Source organism: Pseudarthrobacter sp. MDT3-1, assembly GCF_054510755.1.
The window spans coordinates 40,993-60,213 of record NZ_JBTNDX010000013.1; the positions used below are offsets into that span (position 1 = coordinate 40,993).

Sequence of the window (19,221 nt, forward strand, 5' to 3'; positions counted from 1 at the left end):
GCTAGAGGAGCCACCCGCGCAAAAGCCACCACAGGCCGGCCATCACCAGACCGCCGAACAGCGACCCGGCCACCACCTGTGCCAGGGTGTGCGCGCGGAGCACCACCCGGGACCAGCCGACGGCGGGAACAAGCAGGAGTAACGGCAGCCAGGCCGGACCAAGCATCAGAACGGAAATAACTGCCGCCGACGACACCGCCGCCGCGTGGCCGCTGATCTTCCAGAAGGGGCTCACGGCGGCCAGCACAACGATGCCGCCGACGATGGCCACCACCATGACCATCACGCTTCGCGGCGCACCGGCGGCCTGCAGCACCACCAGGCCGGCGGCCACGGACGCCAGTGCCATGAGCAGTACGGGTGCCCGCTGTTTACGGTTGCTGACGTGGTGGTCCGTGACCTTGCCCAGCCTTACGAGCCCCAGGAGCACAACGAGCGGCAGTGCGCACACAAACAGCGCGGCCAAGGCTCCATAGCCGATGGTGCCTGGGAATCCGGCCTCGACTACAGGGCTGACCAGCAGCTGAAGCGTCACTACCACCGGTGGTTGGAATACCTCTGTCAGCCATCTGGCGGCCCGGTTCCTGGACTGAATGGCGGTTTGGTTCACGGTGTTGATGTTCTTAGTCCCGGCGACCTAGTCCAGCAGGAGCGCTGGCTCCTCAAGGATCGCGGCGACGTCGGCCATAAAGCGGGCGGACAGGTCCCCGTCCACCACCCGGTGGTCAAAGGAGCCGCCGAGGGTGGTGATCCAGCGCGGGATGACCTCTCCGTCCAGGACCCAGGGCTTCTGCTTGATGGTTCCGAAGGCAACAATGGCCACTTCACCCGGGTTGATGATCGGCGTTCCGGTATCAATGCCAAGCGCACCGATGTTGGTGATGGTGAGCGTTCCGCCCTGCATTTCGGCTGGCTGTGTCTTGCCCGCCCGGGCCGTGGTGGCCAAGTTGTTCAGCGCCAGCGCCAGCTCCTTGAGCGACAGGTCCTGCGCATCCTTGATGTTCGGCACCATCAGCCCGCGCGGGGTGGCTGCAGCGATGCCGAGGTTCATGTAGTGCTTGACCTGGATCTCGGCGGCGTCGGTCCCGTCCACGTTGTCCACCCAGGTGGCGTTGACGCTGGGGTTCCGGGCGGCGGCCCAAATGACGGCCTTGGCCAGGATCAGCAGCGGGGAGACCTTGATTCCCTCAAAGTCGCGTGAAGCCTTCAGCCGCTTGACGAATTCCATGGTGCGGCTGGCATCAACATCAACAAAGATGCTCACGTGCGGCGCGGAGAAAGCCGACTCCACCATCGCCTTGGCCGTCGCCTTGCGGACGCCCTTGACCGGAATCCGTTCAATCCGCTGGTCCTGGGGCTTGCCTGCCTTGCCCCAGAAGCCCTCGGCCTGGTCCAGCTCTGCATCGCGCTGGGACTGGTAGCTGACCAGGTCCTCGCGCGTGACTTCGCCGCGGGAGCCGGTGGCCACCACATCGGCGAGATCGATCCCCAGATCCCGGGCGATCTTGCGGACGGGCGGCTTGGCCAGGACGCGGTTCACGAGCCCTGTGATCGTTCCGCCGAGAGTGGGCCGGTTATCGACGGCTTCGGTGATTGCCTGGGTCTCGACAGGTCTGACCGCCGGGTTTTCGGTGACTGAGCTTGTCGAAATCGCCGGGACCGGGGCTGACCCGGCCGGGGCGGCGGGTGCCGCCTTCCGGGGACGGCGCTTGACGGCGTCGGCCTTGGGGCCCGATCCCACCAGCGGACCGCCGGCCAGGGCACTGCCTGAAGTGCCGCCGTCGTCCGCGGGAAGCTTGCCATAGAGGGGCTGGACGGGAGTTTCAGGGGCCGGGACATCGGCCGGCGTCGGGTCACCGGAGACGGCGTCAGAGACGCTGATGATGGCGGTTCCGACGTCGATGGTCACGCCCTCGGGGACCAGCAGTTCGGTGACGGTGCCGGCGAAAGGGGACGGCAGCTCAACGAGCGACTTGGCGGTCTCGATCTCGCAAAGGACGTCGTTGATGGCAACTGTGTCCCCTGGCTTGACCTTCCAGGCGACGATTTCCGCCTCGGTAAGGCCTTCGCCAACGTCGGGCAGGTTGAACTTGTTCAGAGTCATGATGTCCTCTTTCGCGGCAAGCGTGAGCGGGAAGCGTGAGCGGGAAAGGTGCCTGCGCCTAGTAGGCCAGGGCGCGGTCCAGCGCCTCGAGGATCCGGTCGATGTCGGGGAGGTAGTCTTCCTCGACCTTGGCCACCGGGTACGGCATGTGGAAGCCGCCCACACGGATCACGGGAGCCTCCAGTGAGAGGAATGCACGTTCGCTGATCCGGGCAGCAATCTCGCCGCCGATGCCGCCGAAGGTCGGTGCCTCATGCGCCACCACGAGCCGGCCTGTCTTCTTGGCGGACGCCGTGACGGTGTCGAAGTCGATCGGCGAAATGGAGCGCAGGTCGATGACCTCGATGCTGTGGCCATCCTCGGCAGCGGCGTCGGCAGCGGCGAGGGCGACCGGCACGAGCGGTCCGTAGGCCACCACGGTGGCGTCCGTGCCCTCGCGGAGCACGTGTGCCTTGAAGGGGTCGGCCGACGCGCCGGGGTTCTGGGTGTCGACCTCGCCCTTGAGCCAGTAGCGACGCTTCGGTTCGAAGACGATCACGGGGTCCTGGCACTCCACGGCCTGCCGGGTCATCCAGTACGCGTCGTGGGCGTTGGACGGTGTGATGATGCGCAGGCCTGCGGTGTGGGCGAACAGCGCCTCCGGTGATTCCGAATGGTGCTCAATGGAGCCGATACCGCCGCCGTAAGGGATCCGCACAACGACGGGAACGGTGAGGTTGCCGTTGCTGCGGGCGTGCATCTTGGCCAGCTGGGTGGTGATCTGGTTGAAACCGGGGAACACAAACCCGTCGAACTGGATCTCGCAGACGGGCAGGTAGCCGCGCAGGGCCAGGCCGATGGCCGTGCCGATGATGCCGGACTCCGCGAGTGGCGTGTCCACCACGCGGTCCGCGCCGAACTCCGCGAGGAGGCCGTCAGTGACGCGGTAGACGCCGCCCAGGGCCCCGATGTCCTCGCCCATAAGCAGGGTCCGCGGGTTGTTGTCCAGAGTTGCGCGCAGGCCCTCGTTAATGGCCTTGGCTATGGTCATGGTGGTCATCAGCGGGCCACTCCTGTCGCTGCATCATCCGGGTCCGGGCTGCCAGGTTCAGCGCTGTTGTGCTCCGGCGTTTCGGCGAAACCTGCACTGTATTCCTCAAACCAGGCCAATTCCTCGGCCACCAGGGGGTGGGCCTCGACATAGGTGTTGGCGAAGGCGGTCCGGATGTCCGGGGTCTCGAGGTCGTAGGTGGTCTTGCGGACGTAGGCGGCGAGTTCGTCGCCGTCAGCCTTGACGTGGTCAAAGAACGCGTCATCGGCCAGCCCCTGGGCACGGAGGTACTTTTCCAGACGGTCAAGCGGATCCTTGGCCCGCCACAGGGCTTCCTCGGCGGATTCCCGGTACTTCGTGGGGTCATCAGCCGTGGTGTGCGCACCGACGCGGTAAGTGAACGCCTCGATCAGCACCGGCCCCTTGCCCTCGCGGGCATGTTCGAGCGCCCACTCGGTCACGGCGTGGACGGCGATCGCATCGTTGCCGTCCACCCGGATTCCCGGGAAACCGTAACCCTTGGCACGGTTGGACAGCGGAATGCGGGTCTGCACCGAGCTGGGAACGGAGATGGCCCAGTGGTTGTTCTGGCAGAAGAACACCACCGGCGCGTTGTAGGAGGCGGCGAAAACCATGGATTCGTGAACATCGCCCTCGGAACTGGCCCCGTCACCGAAGTAGACCATCACCGCGGCCTTGGGCTCGGCCGGCCGGTCCTGCGCCCCATCCGCGGCGACTGCGGCGGCCGCCTTCTGGTCCCGCTGGATCCCCATTGCGTAGCCGACGGCATGCGGCGTCTGCGCGGCGAGGACCAGGGTGTAAAGATGGAAGTTGGTGTCCTTCGGGTTCCAGCCGCCGTTCGAAACCCCGCGGAACTGGCGCAGAAGCTCCGCGAGGTCGACATTGCGTGTCAGCGCCACGCCATGCTCGCGGTAGGTGGGGAAGATGTAGTCCTGCGGCTGGCTGGCCCGCCCGGAGCCGATCTGCGCGGCCTCCTGGCCGGTCAGCGGGACCCACAGCGCCAGCTGGCCCTGGCGCTGGAGTGCGGTTGCCTCCACATCGAAGCGGCGGATCTTGGCCATGTCAGCGTAGAAGCCACGCAGCTTTTCACCGTCCAGCCGATCCGCATACGCGGAGAAGACCGGATCCGTCCCCAAGGTCCCGTCAGGCGCCAGCAGCTGCACCATAGGCTCGGCCGGACTGCCCAGTTGGGCCTCGGCCTCAGCCTCGAGTTGGTCGTCTGCCGCTGTCTCATCGAACTCGGTGGAGGGCAGATGTGTGGCGCCCATACCGTCTCCTTGCTTGCCGCATGCGGATGCATTGCAATGTCGCTGGGATATATGCCGCTAGAGGAATGCATTCCCGTGTTGGCATATATATTGGCTTACTGGTCCTTACTTTATCTTCAGTAGGTGCCGCTCCTGATGCATGTTAAGCGCTAGGAACGTCGTGGCGCCTTTGTATAGTTTGCACAGAGATCGAGGAACCGGCTGTTGGCCTCTGCCTCCCCGATGCTGACCCGCACGCCTTCGCCGCCGAAGGCTCGCACCGAAAGCGCCTGGGTGCCCGCCAGTTCGGCAAATTCCGAGCTGTTTTCGCCCAGGTTCAACCAGACGAAGTTGCCCTCCGCCTCGGGTACGAACCAGCCGAGTTCACGCAGTCCGGAGGCTACGCGGGCTCGTTCGTCCACGATGCTTTGTACCCTTTCTACAACCAGGGGGTAGTTCTGCAGCGACACAATGGCTGCATTTTCAGCGATCTGTGACACGGCGAAGGGCGTGGCCGCCACGCGCAAGTACTGGGTCAGCGCGGGGTTCGAGACGCTGTAGCCCACGCGCAGGCCCGCCAGTCCGTGTGCCTTGGAGAACGTCCGGAGCACCACAACGTTCGGGTATTTGCGGTACATCGCGATGCCGTCCACGGCATCGCTGGCGCGGACGAACTCCTGGTACGCCTCATCAATCACCACCACGACGTCGGACGGGACCGCCTGGATGAACCGCTCCGTTTCGGCAGTGGTCAGGATGGGGCCGGTGGGGTTGTTCGGGGTGCAGAGCAGGATGACTTTGGTGCGGACCGTTACGGCTGCAGCCATGACATCCAGGTCGTGGCGTCCCTCGGCCGTCAGCGGAATGCGGACGCTCTCCGCACCCACAAGGCCCACGCTGATGGGATACGACTCGAAGGACCGCCACGCATAGATCACCTCGTCCGCTTTGCCGTCGTCGTTCTGGCCGGCGAACGTGGACAGCAGCTGGTTGAGGGCGCCGAGGCTTCCGGCGCCGGTGACCACGTCCTCGGCCGGCACTGCCAGGAATTCGGCGAGCGCCGCACGAAGCTTGCTGCTGAGGGGATCGGGGTAGCGGTTGAAGTCCGTCTGGTTGGAAATTGCCTCCAGCACTGCCGGAAGAGGGGGCAGGGGGTTCTCGTTCGAGGATAGCTTGTAGCTGGCCAGCCCATCCACGGCGACGGGAGGCTTTCCTGCAGCGTACCGGGGTAGCCGGCTAACCACGGGGCGCGGCCGGATTTCGCCAGGCAGGATCTCTGATGAAGTCATGCAAACTAGCCTACTTCGCCTGACCGGCACGGGCCGGGTGGGCGCCCAGTCGGGGCTCAGGGCAGTGTGACAGCATGGGCCTATGCGCTCTTTTATTGTTCGAGTCCTTATCAACGGGCTGGCCCTCTGGATTGCCAGCTGGATACTGCCGGGCCTGGATATCTCAACTTCCGCCGCTACCGAGGCGGTGGCCACCACGGGCGTCACACAGGGCACGGAGACCATCGGCGTCGTTCTCGCGTACCTGTTTATCGGGCTGATCTTCGGCGTGGTGAACGCGTTTGTCCGCCCCCTGGTCAGCTTCCTGTCCTTGCCCATCACCATCCTCACGCTTGGACTGTTCACTATCGTCATCAACGCCGCCATGCTGTACCTGACGTCCTGGCTCAGCAGTTACACGCCGGTGAACTTCACCATCGATTCGTTCTTCTGGACGGCCGTCCTCGCGGCCATCATCATCACCCTCATTTCGCTGGTTGCCGGGCGGCTGACAGGCGCCGGTAGGCGCTGACCGGCGAGCCTGATCTGCTCGGCCGGATTGCCTGGCAGCATCATTTAGCGCTGTGTCGGCTGCGGCGCCGGCACCGGACTATCACGTCGCACCGGCTGGGGTGAAGACGGTTGCGCTGAGGGTTGCGGCGGCTGAGGTGGCGCCTGCGCCATGGGCGTTGGCACCGCCCCAGGGGCCAGCGCGGTCTCGGGAGGCTTCGAACGGGACAGCGCGAAGCGGGTGGCCGTTGCCGTGCCGCCTGCCCCCAGGACGCCGCCAAGAACCGCGGTTGACGCCATCAGAGAGGGATCGTCGCTTGCTGCGACGAGCCGCGCGGCTCCCTGGTAGTTGTTGAGATTGTGGCCCGGCCCGATACCGAATTCGCCGCCTTCGGGCGTGGTTACTGGGCTGTTGAGGGTCACCGTAACCCGGTTTCGGGCGTCCGGGTTCGGTGTGCCGTCACTGCCGGGCACCCAATCCTGCCGGTGCTCCAGGTGAAGGGCAGTGACGTCGGCGTCCGGAACAATGCCACCCACGGGAGACCCTGCGGTGAGGACAAATTTCATGTCGTACTCGTTAAGGAATAGATCGTTGGCCGCCAGGTTCATTGCATGGATTCCACCTTGGCTGTAACCCACGGCCACTACGGGTGCCCCCTTTTCCGCGCCGGCTGCCTGCAGGGCCCGTAGCACCGCCGCGTTGATTTCTGCGGAGTTGTGGCCCAGCCCTTCAACGATGCCGGCTTCGTCGAAGGGATTAACGCCGCCCATTTCACCTCCGGCCTGCGTTCCGGGAATGACCACCACGTAGGCCTTCTGTTCCCCGTTATCCACTTCGACGACTTCGATGTAGCCTTCACCGCGTTCATCGATGATCCGTGCCCGTTCCAACAACGCAGCCGGAGAACCGTCGAATTCAATGGGCAGCGTCTCCTTCTTTTCCAACGTGACCGAACGCGGCTGAAGGATTCGGTTTGAACGCCCGGACACACCGGCGAGCAAAGGTACCGCCGCCGCAATATGCCTGCCCGCCGCCATGTCTGCCGCAAGCGCTACCCAAAAGCGCTCCGGGGAGACTGCCAGCAAGGCAGCAATCGCAAGAGGTCCCACGGCGAGTTCCGTGACTTCCCTGTTGGGAACCGGACCCATGCCGAGGTCTACCGCCTGCCGGCCAAGGGTTTCGGAGCTCGTCAGGCCGCCCCCAATTCCGCGCGAGAATCCCGCCCACGCTTCCGCCGTTTCGTAGTCTCTTTTGCAGTCCCGCACCTGGCTGCTGATTCCCTGCAGCTCCGTCCGAACCGCCTGGACGCTCCATTGGGCCTCCCCGACGTCCATCAGGGCCGCCGTTCCGGTGGGACGCGCTTCATCCTGGTACGGGCACAGGTCTTCCCAGATGCGGCGAACCTCCACTTCCACGGCAGCCAGCTCCCCCGCAGCAGCCTCGAGCTTGTCCGCGCCGCCTACGAGCTCCTCCAACTGAAAACTGATGCCACTAACGCCGCCCCTGATTTCCATGCCTCCGTCCACGGCAGGCCCTGTCAGCTGGATAGGACCGCCGCTGCCGGATGGCGTCACCTCGGCCATCAGTACCGCCCCGCCGGGTTGCCGGCGGACATTCCCACCGCCTGCGCATGGCGTCTCACCGAAGCCAACGCGTCCTCAAGCCGTACCCTGGCCGTTCCAAGAGCCACCTCCTGCAACGCCACCGAGTTCCTGTACGCCCTCCCGGCAGGTGACTGCCAGTCCAAAAGCTGGATCTCGCGAAAGCCGCCGAGGACCTTTTCCACCCTCCCCAAGCAAAGGTCAACCCGGGCCGCCAACTGCTGAACCTCATAACCTCGGGACATGCATGCCGCCATGTCGGCTGCCGTCGCGTCACTGCCCATGCCCGTTCCCCCTCCCGGATACCCGCCCGAACTTCTCGTCAGTCAAGGCCAACTCCTGAACCCCGACGCTACGGAACGCCGCCCCCACGACGGAAGCACCGCCGTCGGCTATGTGGACAAGTCACGCCGCTGTTCACATGCGACGGACCGCTTAAGCGGCAGTGAGGAGTTCATGAAAGAATCAGCACATGCCTGAAACTGCCGCCACAGCTGATACCCGCACGCCCTCCGGACGCCTGGCCCTCGCCGCGTCACCGGACCAGATCGCCCTGGGTCCGCTGGACGGCCGTTACCAGTCCGCCGTTGCGCCCCTCGTTGACTACCTGTCCGAGGCAGCCCTGAACCGTGACCGCGTGGCCGTGGAAGTCGAGTGGCTCATCCACCTGACCAGCAACAATGTCCTTCCCGGCGCAGGCCGGCTCACCGCGGAACAGCAGGAAAAGCTCCGCGCGATCGTCACCGAATTCAACTCCGCCTCGGTGTCCGAGCTCGCCGAAATCGAAGCCGTTACCGTCCATGACGTGAAGGCTGTGGAGTACTACATCGGCCGCCGGCTGCCCGCCATCGGCATCGAGAACCTGACCGCCATGGTCCACTTCGGCTGCACGTCCGAGGACATCAACAACCTCTCCTACGCCCTGGGCGTCAAGGGTGCTGTGGAGGACGTGTGGCTGCCCGCCGCACGCGCCCTCGTTGCCCAGATCAGCAAGATGGCCGAGGACAACCGCGCAGTCCCCATGCTGTCCCGCACGCACGGCCAGCCGGCCACGCCCACCACCCTGGGCAAGGAACTGGCCGTCATCGCGCACCGCCTGACCCGCCAGCTGGACCGGATCGCGGGGACCGAATACCTGGGCAAAATCAACGGCGCCACCGGCACCTATGCAGCCCACGTGGCCTCTGTCCCCGGCGCTGACTGGCAGCAGGTGGCCAAGTCCTTCGTCGAGGGCCTGGGCCTGACCTGGAACCCGCTGACCACCCAGATCGAAAGCCACGACTGGCAGGCCGAGCTCTACGCCGACGTCGCGCGGTTCAACCGGATCCTGCACAACGTCTGCACGGACATGTGGAGCTACATCTCCATCGGCTACTTCGCCCAGGTCCCCGTGGCCGGCGCCACCGGATCCTCCACCATGCCGCACAAGGTCAACCCCATCCGGTTCGAGAACGCCGAAGCGAACCTGGAAATTTCCTCCGGCCTCCTGGACGTGCTGGGCTCCACGCTGGTGACCTCCCGCTGGCAGCGCGACCTCACCGACTCCTCCAGCCAGCGCAACATCGGTGTGGCGTTCGGCCACTCCCTCCTGGCGATCTCCAACGTGGCCAAGGGCCTTGACCGCCTCGATGTTGCCGAAGACGTGCTCGCCGGGGACCTGGACACCAACTGGGAAGTTCTGGGCGAGGCCATCCAGATGGTCATGCGTGCCGAAGCGATCGCCGGCGTCGAAGGCATGGAAAACCCGTACGAGCGCCTCAAGGATCTCACCCGCGGACAGCGTGTGGACGCCGCCCGGATGCAGGAATTTGTCCAGAGCCTGGGCCTCTCCCCCGACGCCGAGTCCCGGCTGCTCGCCCTCACGCCCGGCAAGTACACGGGCATCGCTGACCAGCTGGTGGACCACCTCAAGTAAGCACGCCCGCGGGCACAAGAAGTACGACGGCGGCGCCGGGTCCTTGGAGGGCCCGGCGCCTTTCGGTGGTTGAGCTTGCCGAAACCGGTTGCGGTGGGCGCGCCCGACGTCGGCCCGGCAGGCAGACGCCGGATCTCGCCGCCGGATGCGAAACTGGAGTCATGAAGCTGCTCCTCATCCGCCACGGACAGACCCCCGGCAACGTACTCGGCCAGCTGGACACCGCCCACCCGGGGCCGGGGCTGACCGAGCTGGGAGAACGCCAGGCCGAGGCCATGGCACGGTCCCTGGCCAACGAGCAGATAGGCGCAGTGTACGCATCAACACTTCTGCGGACCCAGATCACGGCCGCCCCGCTGTCCCGGCTCCACGGGCTTGAGCTTGAAGTCCTGGATGGGCTGCACGAGATCGAAGCCGGGGCGCTGGAGAAACTGACCGATCACGAGTCGCACATGCGCTACATGGGGACCGTGTTCGCATGGGCAGCCGGTGACCTGGAGCGCCGGATGCCGGCGGGCCCGGACGGCCACGAATTCTTTGAGCGGTTCGATACCGCGATCAACCGGATTGCCGAGCGCGCGGCCAGCAATGGTGGCTCCGCCGTCGCGGCCGTGGTGAGTCACGGCGCGGCCATCCGCACCTGGACCGGGCTCCGCGCCGCCGGCGCCGACCATGAGTTCGCGGCCCGCCACGTCCTGTCCAACACGGGCATCGTGGCCCTGGAAGGGGACCCCGGCGCCGGTTGGAAGCTGATCCACTGGGACGGGAGCCCGGTGGGCGGCCTCGCTCTCGCGGATCCGACCGCCGAGGACCCTACGGGCGGCGCCGCGTAGCCGCTGGGAAACACTGGACGCCATGTGGCGGGGCGTCCATGATGAAGTCAGGCATGAGGCTTCCCCAGGGGACCACGGCCAGTGGTGCCAGCCCTTGCCGTGGAGGCGCAGTGGAATGTCACGCGAAACCGCACCGGCTGCCCAGGGAGGGGCTGCCGGTCCGTTCGAGGCCAACGATTCCTTCTTCGCGGACTACTACGAGCACGTCGCGGCGGAGGACCTCCTGGACTACAGTCCGGAGACCCTGGGCCGGCGGGCTCGGTACCACGCGGAATTAGCGGGCATCCGCGCTCCCGGACAGTCCGTCGTCGGGGTCCTGAATGAAACCGATGCGAGCATCAAGATGGTGGTCGCCAATGACATGCCCCATCTGGTTCACTCGGTGACAGCCGAGCTGACCAGGGAGAGTCCGTCGATCCGGCTGCTGGTGCATCCCACGTTCCGGGTGTGGCGGGACCCTGAAACGCATGCGTTGCTGGACGTCGCGCCTGGGCCATCGCGGGCCGGACTGACAGCGGCGAACGCCGGCCACGCGGAAATCCCGGACGTCCGCCCGGACGAGTTGGACGGCATCCAGGACGGGACCACAGAGACTTGGGTGGCCGTGGAAATCGGCAGGCTGCCTGGGGACTCGGGCGCCGAGGAAGTCATCGCGAACCTCCACGGGGTGCTGGCCGATGTTCAGGCAGTCGCCGAAGACCTCCCAACCATCCATGCCCAGGTGACAGCCGCCGTCGGCTCCGTTGACGGATTCCCCAGCGCCACGGTCCCGGCCCCGGATCAGCTCCGGGAACTGCTGCTCTGGCTGGACAACGGCAACTTCGTGTTCCTCGGGTACAGCGAATATGAGCGCACGACGGCGGGCGGCCGGGATGCCCTGCGCGTGCGGGCGGGCGCGGGGCTGGGGCTGCTCCGGGAGGACCGTCCGGAAGGCGGGACTGGTCCCGCCTCCGGCGCACCTCACACAGAGGAGTCCGGGGAGGCAAGCCCCCACAGCCCGCGGGCACTCACGCTCGCCACCTCGGATCTGCGTTCCTCGGTCCCCCGGCCCGCCTACCTGGACGAGATCCGTCTTCGGATCTTCGACGATGGCGGAGCCGCGGCCGGAGAGCGGCGCTTTGTGGGCCTGCTCGCCCCGGGCGCCACAGGCCAGTCCGTACGCCGCATTCCGGTGGTCCGGGACAAGGTCCTGGCCGTGCAGGAACACCTTGGTTTCAAGACTGCCTCGCACCAGGGCAAGGAACTGCTGGCGGTGCTGGAGTCGTTTCCACTCGACGAGCTGTTCCATATGGAACAGCACGATCTGGCCCAGCTGGCCACGGAGATCCTGCGCCTGCAGCAGCGCCGCCAAACGCGGCTTTTCCTGCGGCCGGACAGCATCGGCCGCTTCATGTCCGCCCTGGTTTTCCTTCCCCGGCGCCGCTACAACACGGCGGTCCGGCTCAGGATCGAGCAGGAACTCAGGCACGCCTTCAAATCCCCGTCCATCGAGTTCGAGGTCCGGCTGGGCGACTCCCCCATGGCCCGGGTGTTCTTCCGGATCCTGCTGGGCCCCGGGACGCCAGCGCCCGACGTCGACCCCCTGGAGCTGGAGCGGCGTGTAGTGGCGGCAAGCCGCTCGTGGACGGAGGGCCTGGACGAGTCCCTCCGTGACCAATTCACCGCAGAGGAGGCGGCGCGGCTCTCGACACTGTGGCAAGGCTCGTTTCCGCCCGGCTACCGTGCGGACCACGACGCCGAGGACGCGGTCCGCGACATCGCCGCCTTCGAGGAATTCGACCTTGACGGGACGGGCGGGCGCTGGACGACCCTCTGTTGGCTGTCTATGTCCGGCCGGAAGCCACGCGGCCGCCGGCAGAGGACGCGCGGATGCGCCTCTACCTCAGCGCCCAGGACCTCTTCCTCTACGACCTCGGGCTGAAGTACCCGCCCGGCATCGATCCCCTGGAAACCAGCATGCTGCTGGCGGATTCGTTCTGCGCGGCCATGCGAGGAGACATCGAGTCGGACGGCTTCGACGCCCTGGTGATCAGGGAGGGGGTCAGCTGGCGCCAGGCCGTGGTCCTCCGCAGCTACGCCAAATACCTGCAGCAGCTGGGCACCCTGAATTCCTATGGCTTCATGGCGGACACCCTGCTGTCCAACACCCGGGCCACGCACGCACTGCTCGCGCTGTTCCACGCCAAATTCGTTCCCGGCATTGACTGGACCCGGCGCCTCCGCGAAACGGCCGCCGCCAGGAAGGAACTGATGGCCGCGATCGAGGAAATCCCCAGCCTCGACGCCGACCGGCTGCTCCGCACGTTCATGAACCTGATCGAGGCCACACTCAGAACCAACTACTTCCTGGACCGGCCCCATGTGAGCTTCAAGCTCAGCCCGGGCGCCATCCCCAACGCACCGTTTCCGAGGCCCAAGTTCGAGATCTGGGTGTACTCGCCGCGCGTGGAAGGGGTTCACCTGCGGTTCGGCATGCTGGCCCGCGGGGGCCTGCGCTGGTCGAACCGCAGCGAAGTCCTGGGGCTGGTCAAGGCCCAGAACGTCAAGAACTCGGTCATTGTGCCCACCGGGGCCAAGGGCGGCTTCTACGCCAAACGGCTTCCGGATCCTGCGATGGACCGGGCCGCATGGATGGCCGAGGGGCAGGAGAGCTACCGGATCTTCATCAGGGGAATGCTCGATCTCACGGACAACCTGCTTGGTTCCGGAAACGGCGGCTCGGTGGTAGCCCCCAAGAATGTGGTCCGGCACGACGGCGACGATTACTACCTGGTGGTGGCCGCAGACAAGGGGACGGCTGCTTTTTCGGACACCGCCAACGAGGTGGCCCACGCGTACGGCTTCTGGCTCGACGACGTCTTCGCCTCCGGCGGGTCCGTAGGCTACGACCACAAGGAAATGGGCATCACGGCCCGCGGCGTGTGGGCGTCGGTGAAGCAGCACTTCAGCGAGCTGGGCCTGGACACGCAGCAGGAGAATTTCACGGTCGCGGGCATTGGCGACATGAGCGGCGACGTCTTCGGCTACGGGATGCTGCTCTCCCGCCATATCGTGCTAGTGGCGGCCTTCGACCACCGGCACATCTTCCTGGACCCAAACCCCGATCCGGACACCTCCTATGCAGAACGCCGGCGACTTTTCGGGCTGCCTCGGTCCTCCTGGGCCGACTATGACGCCCGGGCCATCAGCGCGGGCGGCGGCGTCTACGCCCGGTCCGCAAAGACCGTCCTAATCAGCGATCCGGTCCGGATCGCGCTGGGCCTCGAAAGTGGCCGGAGCAGCATGGCGCCGCAGGAACTCCTCCAGGCCATCCTTCGCGCCCCGGTGGATCTGATGTACAACGGCGGCATCGGCACGTACATCAAGGCCTCCAGCGAAACCCAGGCCGAGGCGGGAGACAAGGCCAACGACGCCATCCGCATCAATGGACACGAACTGCGGGCCCGGGTCATCGCCGAAGGCGGAACCCTTGGCGTCACCCAGCGGGGCCGGATCGAAGCCGCGCTGCACGGAATCCTCCTGAACACCGACGCGATCGACAACTCGGCCGGCGTCGACTGTTCCGACCACGAGGTCAACATCAAGATCTTCGTCGATGCGATGATCGCGGCAGGACTGATGCGGCGGGAGGAGCGGACCGGGTTCCTGCATTCGCTCACCGATGAGGTGGCCAGGCTCGTCCTGAAGGACAACACCGAGCAAAACGCGCTCCTCGTGGCCGAGCGGCAGCTCGTGCTGAACTGGAGCCCCGGGTTCGAGCGGACCATGGACTGGCTGGAAACCACGGCCGACCTGGACCGGAACCTTGAAGGGTTGCCGAGCACGGCGGCCCTGCATGCCCGCCTGGAGCACGGGGAAGGACTGACCTCCCCCGAACTGTCCGTGCTGGCCGCCTACGCCAAGATCGAACTGGCCCGGGAACTGAATGCCAGCGACCTCGCCGACGACCCCTGGTTCCACCAGGCCCTGCGCAGCTATTTCCCCCGCCAGATCGTGGAACGCTTCGGCGCCGAACTGGACAGGCATCCGCTGCGCCGTGAGATCGTGGGAACCGTCATGGCCAACGACATCGTCAATATCGGCGGAATTACTTTCGCGTTCCGCGCCATCGAGGAAACCACGGCCAGCGCCGCCGCCGTTGCCAGGGCCTTCGTGGTCCTGCGGGAGGCTTACGATCTGGATTCGATAGTCGCGGCCCTGGCCGCACTCCCCCCGGAATTCCCCAGCAAGGAAAGCGGCGGGGTGGCCCTGCACATGCGCAGGCTTTTGGACCGCGCCACCCGCTGGTATGTGACCCATGACCACAGGGACCAGCCGATCTCCGAAGCCCTGGCCCGGATCAAGCCGACGCTCGACATCCTGCGAACCAAGACCTCGCACTACTTGCGCGGGGCCGATCTTGACCTTATGGAGGACCGCCTGGCGCACTGGGACAGCGTCGGTCTGCCCGCCGAGCTCGGCAAGCGGGCGTCTGATTTGCTGGAAAGCTTCGGTCTCCTGGACATCTCGCTCATCTCGGAACAAGTCCGGGAGCCCGTCACCGCGATCATCGACGTCCACTACGCAATCTTCGAGCGCATTGGCGTGGTCAGGTTGTTGCTTCGCATAACGGACCTCCCCAGGGCGAACCGCTGGGAAGCCCTTGCCCGGGCGGCGCTGCGCGACGATGCCTATTCGGCCGCCGCCGACATGACCACGTCCGTCATGAAGTCCACTCCGCCACAAGCTCCAGGAGTCGATGCCATGGAACGGATCGTGGCCTGGGAGCGCGGGTACCAGGAGCAGCTGGCCCGGATCAAGGACACGTTTGCTGAAGTGACCAAACCAGGGGACGTGGACATCGCCTCGATCTCCGTCGCCCTGAAGCTGCTGCGAACCCTGGTCCGCCGGTAGCCCGTGTTCTCCGGACGCTTACGCCAAGGAAACACCACGGTAACCGCGGCTTCGTAGGCTTGTTGTGCATAACCCCTCCGGCGAAAGAGGCTCGCGATGCAGACCAACCCACGGCTCAACATCAGGCAGGTCACCTGGGCCAACCCTGTGGGTGCCGATCTGCGCAGGGCCCAGCAGGCGGAACTGGACGCCCGCTTCGGTACCCCTGACCACGAACCGGGGACCCCGCCGTCGGGCGCTGACTGTGCCGTGTTCCTGGTGGCGTACGACAAAGGCTCGGGACAGCCCGTGGGCTGCGGCGGACTCAGGCTGCTGGACAGCGCCACGGCCGAAATCAAGCGGCTCTACGTGCTTCCCTATACGCGCGGCTCTGGCGTGGCCAGCTCCATCCTGGCTGCCCTCGAAGCGGAGGCGCACAAGCAGGGCATCACGCGCATCAAGGCCGAAGCAGGCTCAGCGCAGCCGGACGGCCGGAACTTCTACGAGAACTCCGGCTTCGATTCCGTCCCCAACTTTGGCGCTTACGTGGGCGTGGAGCACTCGTACTGCTACGCCAAGTCGATTGACTCGCACAGCGCCGCCCACACCGCCATGGCCTGAGCCAAATCCGGGCGGCGGTCCGTTACACAACAACTGCCAGCACGTAACCTGCGCCGCGGCACGCTAACCTCGCCATATGGAATCCACTGACATCACCTTCCGCACCCGCAAATGGATCCGGCCGGAGGACCTGAACGCCAACGGAACCCTCTTCGGCGGAAGCCTGCTGAAATGGATCGATGAGGAAGCCGCGATCTACGCCATCCTCCAGCTTGGCAACGGCCGTGCGGTCACGAAGTACATCTCGGAGATCAACTTCGTGAGCTCCGCGGTGCAGGGAGACCTGGTGGAAATGGGCCTGACGGCGACGCGCTTCGGACGGACGTCATTGACTATGCGCGCCGAAGTCCGCAACATGATCACGCGCCAAAGCATCCTCACCATCGAAGAGATCGTCTTTGTGAACCTCAGCCCGGCCGGCAAGCCCGAGCCTCACGGCTACACCGAAATCACCTATGAGCGGGACCGGATTCCCACGCATCACCTGACGGAAACCCTCATTCAGGACTGACGACGGCGGGACGGGCCCCGCGCGGGCGGGGCGGGGCGGGTGAGACCCGAGCGGGCGTGCCGGCAGCCGGGATGCCGGCCGTTTGCGATGGATCCCTGGGACGTACGGCATAGGATCGATAGCCGGACCCATTGAAAGGACCCTCTTGGCCAAGCTCTACTTCCGCTACGGCGCCATGAACTCAGGAAAGTCCACCGGGCTCCTGCAGGCCGCTTTCAACTACGAAGAGCGGGGCCAGCGTGTCCTTCTCGCCAAGCCCGACGTGGACACCAAAGGCGATACCGACATTGTGTCCCGGCTGGGCATGACCCGGTCCGTGGACTTCCTGATCTCCGCCACCACGCCCGTCCGTGAGCTCTTCGCCGCCCATGCGGCCGGCGACGACCCCGATGCCCTGCTGGAGCACGTGGATCAGAAGCCGGTGGCCTGCCTGCTGGTGGACGAGGCCCAGTTCCTCACCCCGGACCAGGTGGATGACCTGTTCCGCATCGCCGTCCTGGACAACGTGCCGGTGCTGGCCTACGGCATCAGGACTGACTTCCTGACCCGCGCCTTCCCGGGATCGCGCCGGCTTATGGAGGTCGCCCACACGCTGGAAGAGCTCAAGACCATTTGCCGGTGTGGGCGCAAGGCCATCTTCAACACCCGGCGCGTCGGCAACGAAGTGGTGTTCGACGGCGACCAGGTGGCCATCGACGGCCAGGACGTCTGGTACGAGTCCCTCTGCGGCTCCTGCTATCTCGAGGAGTCCGGCGGCCGCTTGGGCTCGTGAGTTTGCCCCCGCAGCCTGTTCCCACAATCGGAACGGCGGGGCAACGCCGCCGAAACACCCCGCTGTGATCCTTGAGGCATGAAGCCCACTGCAAGGAACCCTGCCGCGGCTGATTTGAGCTGTGAAGTCTGCGGCCTGATGCCGGAACCCACCAAGACCCGCCTGACCTTGGCCAACGTGGCCGTTATGCTCCCGATCGAACTGCTGGTCCACGCCCTCGTGGTGGGAACGCACCTGCCGTATCTTGCCAAGGTGCTGGTCCTCACGCTCACGGCCACCGTGCTGGTGATCTGGGTGGCGGAGCCCTCCGCCGCCCGGATGCTCCGCGGCTGGCTGCACGCGCCGGCGCTCCGGCACCACAGGAAGCTGGGCAGCGCACCGGCGCTGTGGCGGGCACGCACGGTGCTCCAGGACCACCCGGGTTCGCTGCAGAAAATCACCCGGGCGCTGGCCCGCCTGGACACCAACATCCTCAGCATCCACGTCCACCCCGTTGCAGGCGGTGTGCTGGACGAGTTTGTGCTCTCGGCGCCGGGGAACCTCAGTGAACGGCACCTGCTGGAGGCACTGCACGACGGCGGCGGCTCAAGTTCGCGGGTCTGGCCCACCACCGCGCTGGCCATGGCGGACGGCCAGACGAAGGCGCTGAGCCTGGCGGCACGAATCGCCGACGCCCCGGACGAGCTTCCGCTGGCAGTCGCCGAGCTGCTTCGTGCCCGCATCCTCACCCCCGCAGAGGCCACCCTGGAAGCGGACGCCGACGGCACCCGCCTGAAGATCCCCACCGCCTGGCACGGCCCCATCACCTTCGCCCGTCCCGGGGAACCCTTCACACCCGCCGAGTCAGCCCGCGCGCACCGGCTCGCCGAGCTCGCCGAAATCCTGGCCCACCGTCCGGCGCCCTCACCCTGCATGTAGGTTCCCCGCCAATGTAGGTAGCGCTATCTGTCGTTATGGGGCCTCAAAACGACAGTTAGCGCTACCTAGTTGGGCCGGTTACATCCGGATGGTGAGCGCGCCGGGCTCAATGGTCATCAGGACGTGCTTGCCGTCGCCTTCGTGGTCGCCGTCGAGCTGATAGTCATCGTTGTGCTCGAGGGTGACCTCTACGGATTTACCCTGGTAGTACTCCACGGACGTGTCCTTGCCGCGGCCCTTGCCGATCATGCCGGCCACCACGGAGAACCACCCGAATTTCCCCCTCGGTGCCAGCACGGCCACGTCCAGCAGGCCGTCATCCATCTTGGCATCCGGGAAGATCTCCAGTCCGCCCTGGACCTTGCCGCAGTTGCCCACCATCACGCTGCGGACCCCGCGGTGCACCACCGTCTTGCCGTCGAGGACGATGGTGGCCTTCACTGGTTTGCCCGGGAGGTTCCGGATCCCGGCGTCCACGTAGGCCAGCCAGCCCACCTTGTCCTTGAGGTCCTCGTTGGTGTCGGCCATGATGGTGGCGTCGTAGCCCACTCCGGCCATGACCAGGAAGACCTGCTCCTTGTCCGGATCATTGCGGGCGGCCCGGACCACGTCGATCTTCCGCTCCGTGCCCGCCAGGGCCCCGGCCATGGCGCCGTCAAAGTCGGTGACGTCCATGCCCAGGTTCCGGGCCAGGAGGTTTCCGGTGCCGAACGGAAGCAACCCCATGGGCACGTCCCCGCCGGAAAGGACCTCGGCCACACACCGCACGGTGCCGTCGCCGCCGGCGGCAATAACGACGTCGGCCCCTTGCTTGAGTGCCTCCTTCGCCTGGCCGACGCCGGGGTCCTCCTTGGTGGTCTCCAGCCAGATGGGATCTCCCCAGCCGTTCTTCGAGCAATGCTTGGCTGCCAGGGCACGGACGTCGATGTCCACCGGCTTGGCAGGATTGATGATGATGGCCGGGCGCTTGAGGGAAGTGGAGCTGTTGGCTGTCATG

16 protein-coding genes are annotated in these 19,221 nt (G+C 66.0%); 9 read left to right on the forward strand and 7 right to left on the reverse strand.

Going from position 1 to position 19,221, the window contains the following annotated elements; genetic code table 11:
* Position 1: 1 nt before the first annotated feature.
* The 5 genes from ACX80X_RS11900 to ACX80X_RS11920 all read right to left on the reverse strand — a co-directional run bounded on the left by ACX80X_RS11900 (position 2) and on the right by ACX80X_RS11920 (position 5,691).
* Complete coding sequence (locus tag ACX80X_RS11900; RefSeq protein ID WP_374209932.1) at positions 2 to 610, reverse strand: phosphatase PAP2 family protein; 609 nt, start codon at positions 608 to 610, stop codon at positions 2 to 4.
* 27 nt (positions 611 to 637) lie between these two features.
* On the reverse strand, positions 638 to 2,104 hold the full coding sequence (locus tag ACX80X_RS11905) for a dihydrolipoamide acetyltransferase family protein (RefSeq protein WP_252614524.1): 1,467 nt from the start codon (positions 2,102 to 2,104) through the stop codon (positions 638 to 640).
* Positions 2,105 to 2,162: 58 nt separating this feature from the next.
* Entirely contained in the window at positions 2,163 to 3,143 is a 981-nt protein-coding gene (locus ACX80X_RS11910; protein WP_252599642.1) for an alpha-ketoacid dehydrogenase subunit beta, read from the reverse strand.
* The gene (locus ACX80X_RS11915) at positions 3,143 to 4,423 is read right to left on the reverse strand and encodes a thiamine pyrophosphate-dependent dehydrogenase E1 component subunit alpha (protein ID WP_252614523.1); all 1,281 of its coding nucleotides are present in this window, start codon (positions 4,421 to 4,423) and stop codon (positions 3,143 to 3,145) included. Before ACX80X_RS11915 ends, ACX80X_RS11910 begins: the two co-directional genes overlap by 1 nt.
* Positions 4,424 to 4,572: 149 nt before the next feature.
* A complete protein-coding gene (locus tag ACX80X_RS11920; protein ID WP_252614522.1) occupies positions 4,573 to 5,691 on the reverse strand; it encodes a histidinol-phosphate transaminase in 1,119 nt (372 codons plus the stop codon).
* 82 nt (positions 5,692 to 5,773) lie between these two features.
* On the opposite strand from ACX80X_RS11920, the gene ACX80X_RS11925 reads away from it, so the two are divergent.
* Positions 5,774 to 6,202 carry a phage holin family protein gene (locus ACX80X_RS11925; RefSeq protein WP_252599645.1) on the forward strand — a complete coding sequence of 143 codons (429 nt, stop codon included), beginning with the start codon at positions 5,774 to 5,776 and terminating at the stop codon, positions 6,200 to 6,202.
* A 44-nt stretch (positions 6,203 to 6,246) separates the two neighbouring features.
* On the opposite strand, the gene ACX80X_RS11930 is transcribed toward ACX80X_RS11925, so the two are convergent.
* On the reverse strand, positions 6,247 to 7,695 hold the full coding sequence (locus tag ACX80X_RS11930) for a hypothetical protein (RefSeq protein WP_252614521.1): 1,449 nt from the start codon (positions 7,693 to 7,695) through the stop codon (positions 6,247 to 6,249).
* 559 nt (positions 7,696 to 8,254) lie between these two features.
* On the opposite strand from ACX80X_RS11930, the gene purB reads away from it, so the two are divergent.
* From purB to ACX80X_RS11970, 8 genes are all read left to right on the forward strand, one after another.
* Positions 8,255 to 9,697 (forward strand): adenylosuccinate lyase, encoded by a 1,443-nt coding sequence (gene purB, locus ACX80X_RS11935; RefSeq protein ID WP_058930721.1) that lies wholly within the window; start codon positions 8,255 to 8,257, stop codon positions 9,695 to 9,697.
* Positions 9,698 to 9,858: 161 nt separating this feature from the next.
* Positions 9,859 to 10,530: a histidine phosphatase family protein gene (locus tag ACX80X_RS11940; RefSeq protein WP_252611509.1), complete on the forward strand. Its 672-nt coding sequence runs from the start codon at positions 9,859 to 9,861 to the stop codon at positions 10,528 to 10,530.
* A 115-nt stretch (positions 10,531 to 10,645) separates the two neighbouring features.
* Positions 10,646 to 12,451, forward strand: coding sequence for a hypothetical protein (locus ACX80X_RS11945; RefSeq protein ID WP_374209931.1), 1,806 nt, complete (start codon positions 10,646 to 10,648; stop codon positions 12,449 to 12,451).
* A complete protein-coding gene (locus ACX80X_RS11950; protein WP_374209930.1) occupies positions 12,400 to 15,423 on the forward strand; it encodes an NAD-glutamate dehydrogenase domain-containing protein in 3,024 nt (1,007 codons plus the stop codon). The genes ACX80X_RS11945 and ACX80X_RS11950 overlap by 52 nt, the downstream gene beginning before the upstream one ends.
* 96 nt (positions 15,424 to 15,519) lie before the next feature.
* Positions 15,520 to 16,023 carry a GNAT family N-acetyltransferase gene (locus ACX80X_RS11955; protein WP_056341852.1) on the forward strand — a complete coding sequence of 168 codons (504 nt, stop codon included), beginning with the start codon at positions 15,520 to 15,522 and terminating at the stop codon, positions 16,021 to 16,023.
* A 76-nt stretch (positions 16,024 to 16,099) separates the two neighbouring features.
* Entirely contained in the window at positions 16,100 to 16,534 is a 435-nt protein-coding gene (locus ACX80X_RS11960; RefSeq protein ID WP_082575848.1) for an acyl-CoA thioesterase, read from the forward strand.
* 145 nt (positions 16,535 to 16,679) lie between these two features.
* A complete protein-coding gene (locus ACX80X_RS11965; RefSeq protein WP_141138805.1) occupies positions 16,680 to 17,306 on the forward strand; it encodes a thymidine kinase in 627 nt (208 codons plus the stop codon).
* A 78-nt stretch (positions 17,307 to 17,384) separates the two neighbouring features.
* The gene (locus ACX80X_RS11970; RefSeq protein ID WP_252599650.1) at positions 17,385 to 18,224 is read left to right on the forward strand and encodes an ACT domain-containing protein; all 840 of its coding nucleotides are present in this window, start codon (positions 17,385 to 17,387) and stop codon (positions 18,222 to 18,224) included.
* Positions 18,225 to 18,302: 78 nt separating this feature from the next.
* Here the strand turns inward: ACX80X_RS11970 and ACX80X_RS11975 are convergent, their stop codons facing one another.
* Positions 18,303 to 19,220 carry a diacylglycerol/lipid kinase family protein gene (locus ACX80X_RS11975; RefSeq protein ID WP_252599651.1) on the reverse strand — a complete coding sequence of 306 codons (918 nt, stop codon included), beginning with the start codon at positions 19,218 to 19,220 and terminating at the stop codon, positions 18,303 to 18,305.
* Between the last annotated feature and the right edge of the window lies 1 nt (position 19,221).

Excerpts from the sequence above, each read along its gene's own strand:
- ACX80X_RS11905 (WP_252614524.1), bottom strand. The coding sequence starts at position 2,104 with ATGACTCTGAACAAGTTCAACCTGCCCGACGTTGGCGAAGGCCTTACC.
- ACX80X_RS11910 (WP_252599642.1), bottom strand. The coding sequence starts at position 3,143 with ATGACCACCATGACCATAGCCAAGGCCATTAACGAGGGCCTGCGCGCA.
- ACX80X_RS11915 (WP_252614523.1), bottom strand. The coding sequence starts at position 4,423 with ATGGGCGCCACACATCTGCCCTCCACCGAGTTCGATGAGACAGCGGCA.
- ACX80X_RS11920 (WP_252614522.1), bottom strand. The coding sequence starts at position 5,691 with ATGACTTCATCAGAGATCCTGCCTGGCGAAATCCGGCCGCGCCCCGTG.
- ACX80X_RS11925 (WP_252599645.1), top strand. The coding sequence starts at position 5,774 with ATGCGCTCTTTTATTGTTCGAGTCCTTATCAACGGGCTGGCCCTCTGG.
- ACX80X_RS11930 (WP_252614521.1), bottom strand. The coding sequence starts at position 7,695 with ATGGAAATCAGGGGCGGCGTTAGTGGCATCAGTTTTCAGTTGGAGGAG.
- purB (WP_058930721.1), top strand. The coding sequence starts at position 8,255 with ATGCCTGAAACTGCCGCCACAGCTGATACCCGCACGCCCTCCGGACGC.
- ACX80X_RS11940 (WP_252611509.1), top strand. The coding sequence starts at position 9,859 with ATGAAGCTGCTCCTCATCCGCCACGGACAGACCCCCGGCAACGTACTC.
- ACX80X_RS11945 (WP_374209931.1), top strand. The coding sequence starts at position 10,646 with ATGTCACGCGAAACCGCACCGGCTGCCCAGGGAGGGGCTGCCGGTCCG.
- ACX80X_RS11950 (WP_374209930.1), top strand. The coding sequence starts at position 12,400 with ATGCGCCTCTACCTCAGCGCCCAGGACCTCTTCCTCTACGACCTCGGG.
- ACX80X_RS11955 (WP_056341852.1), top strand. The coding sequence starts at position 15,520 with ATGCAGACCAACCCACGGCTCAACATCAGGCAGGTCACCTGGGCCAAC.
- ACX80X_RS11960 (WP_082575848.1), top strand. The coding sequence starts at position 16,100 with ATGGAATCCACTGACATCACCTTCCGCACCCGCAAATGGATCCGGCCG.
- ACX80X_RS11970 (WP_252599650.1), top strand. The coding sequence starts at position 17,385 with ATGAAGCCCACTGCAAGGAACCCTGCCGCGGCTGATTTGAGCTGTGAA.
- ACX80X_RS11975 (WP_252599651.1), bottom strand. The coding sequence starts at position 19,220 with ATGACAGCCAACAGCTCCACTTCCCTCAAGCGCCCGGCCATCATCATC.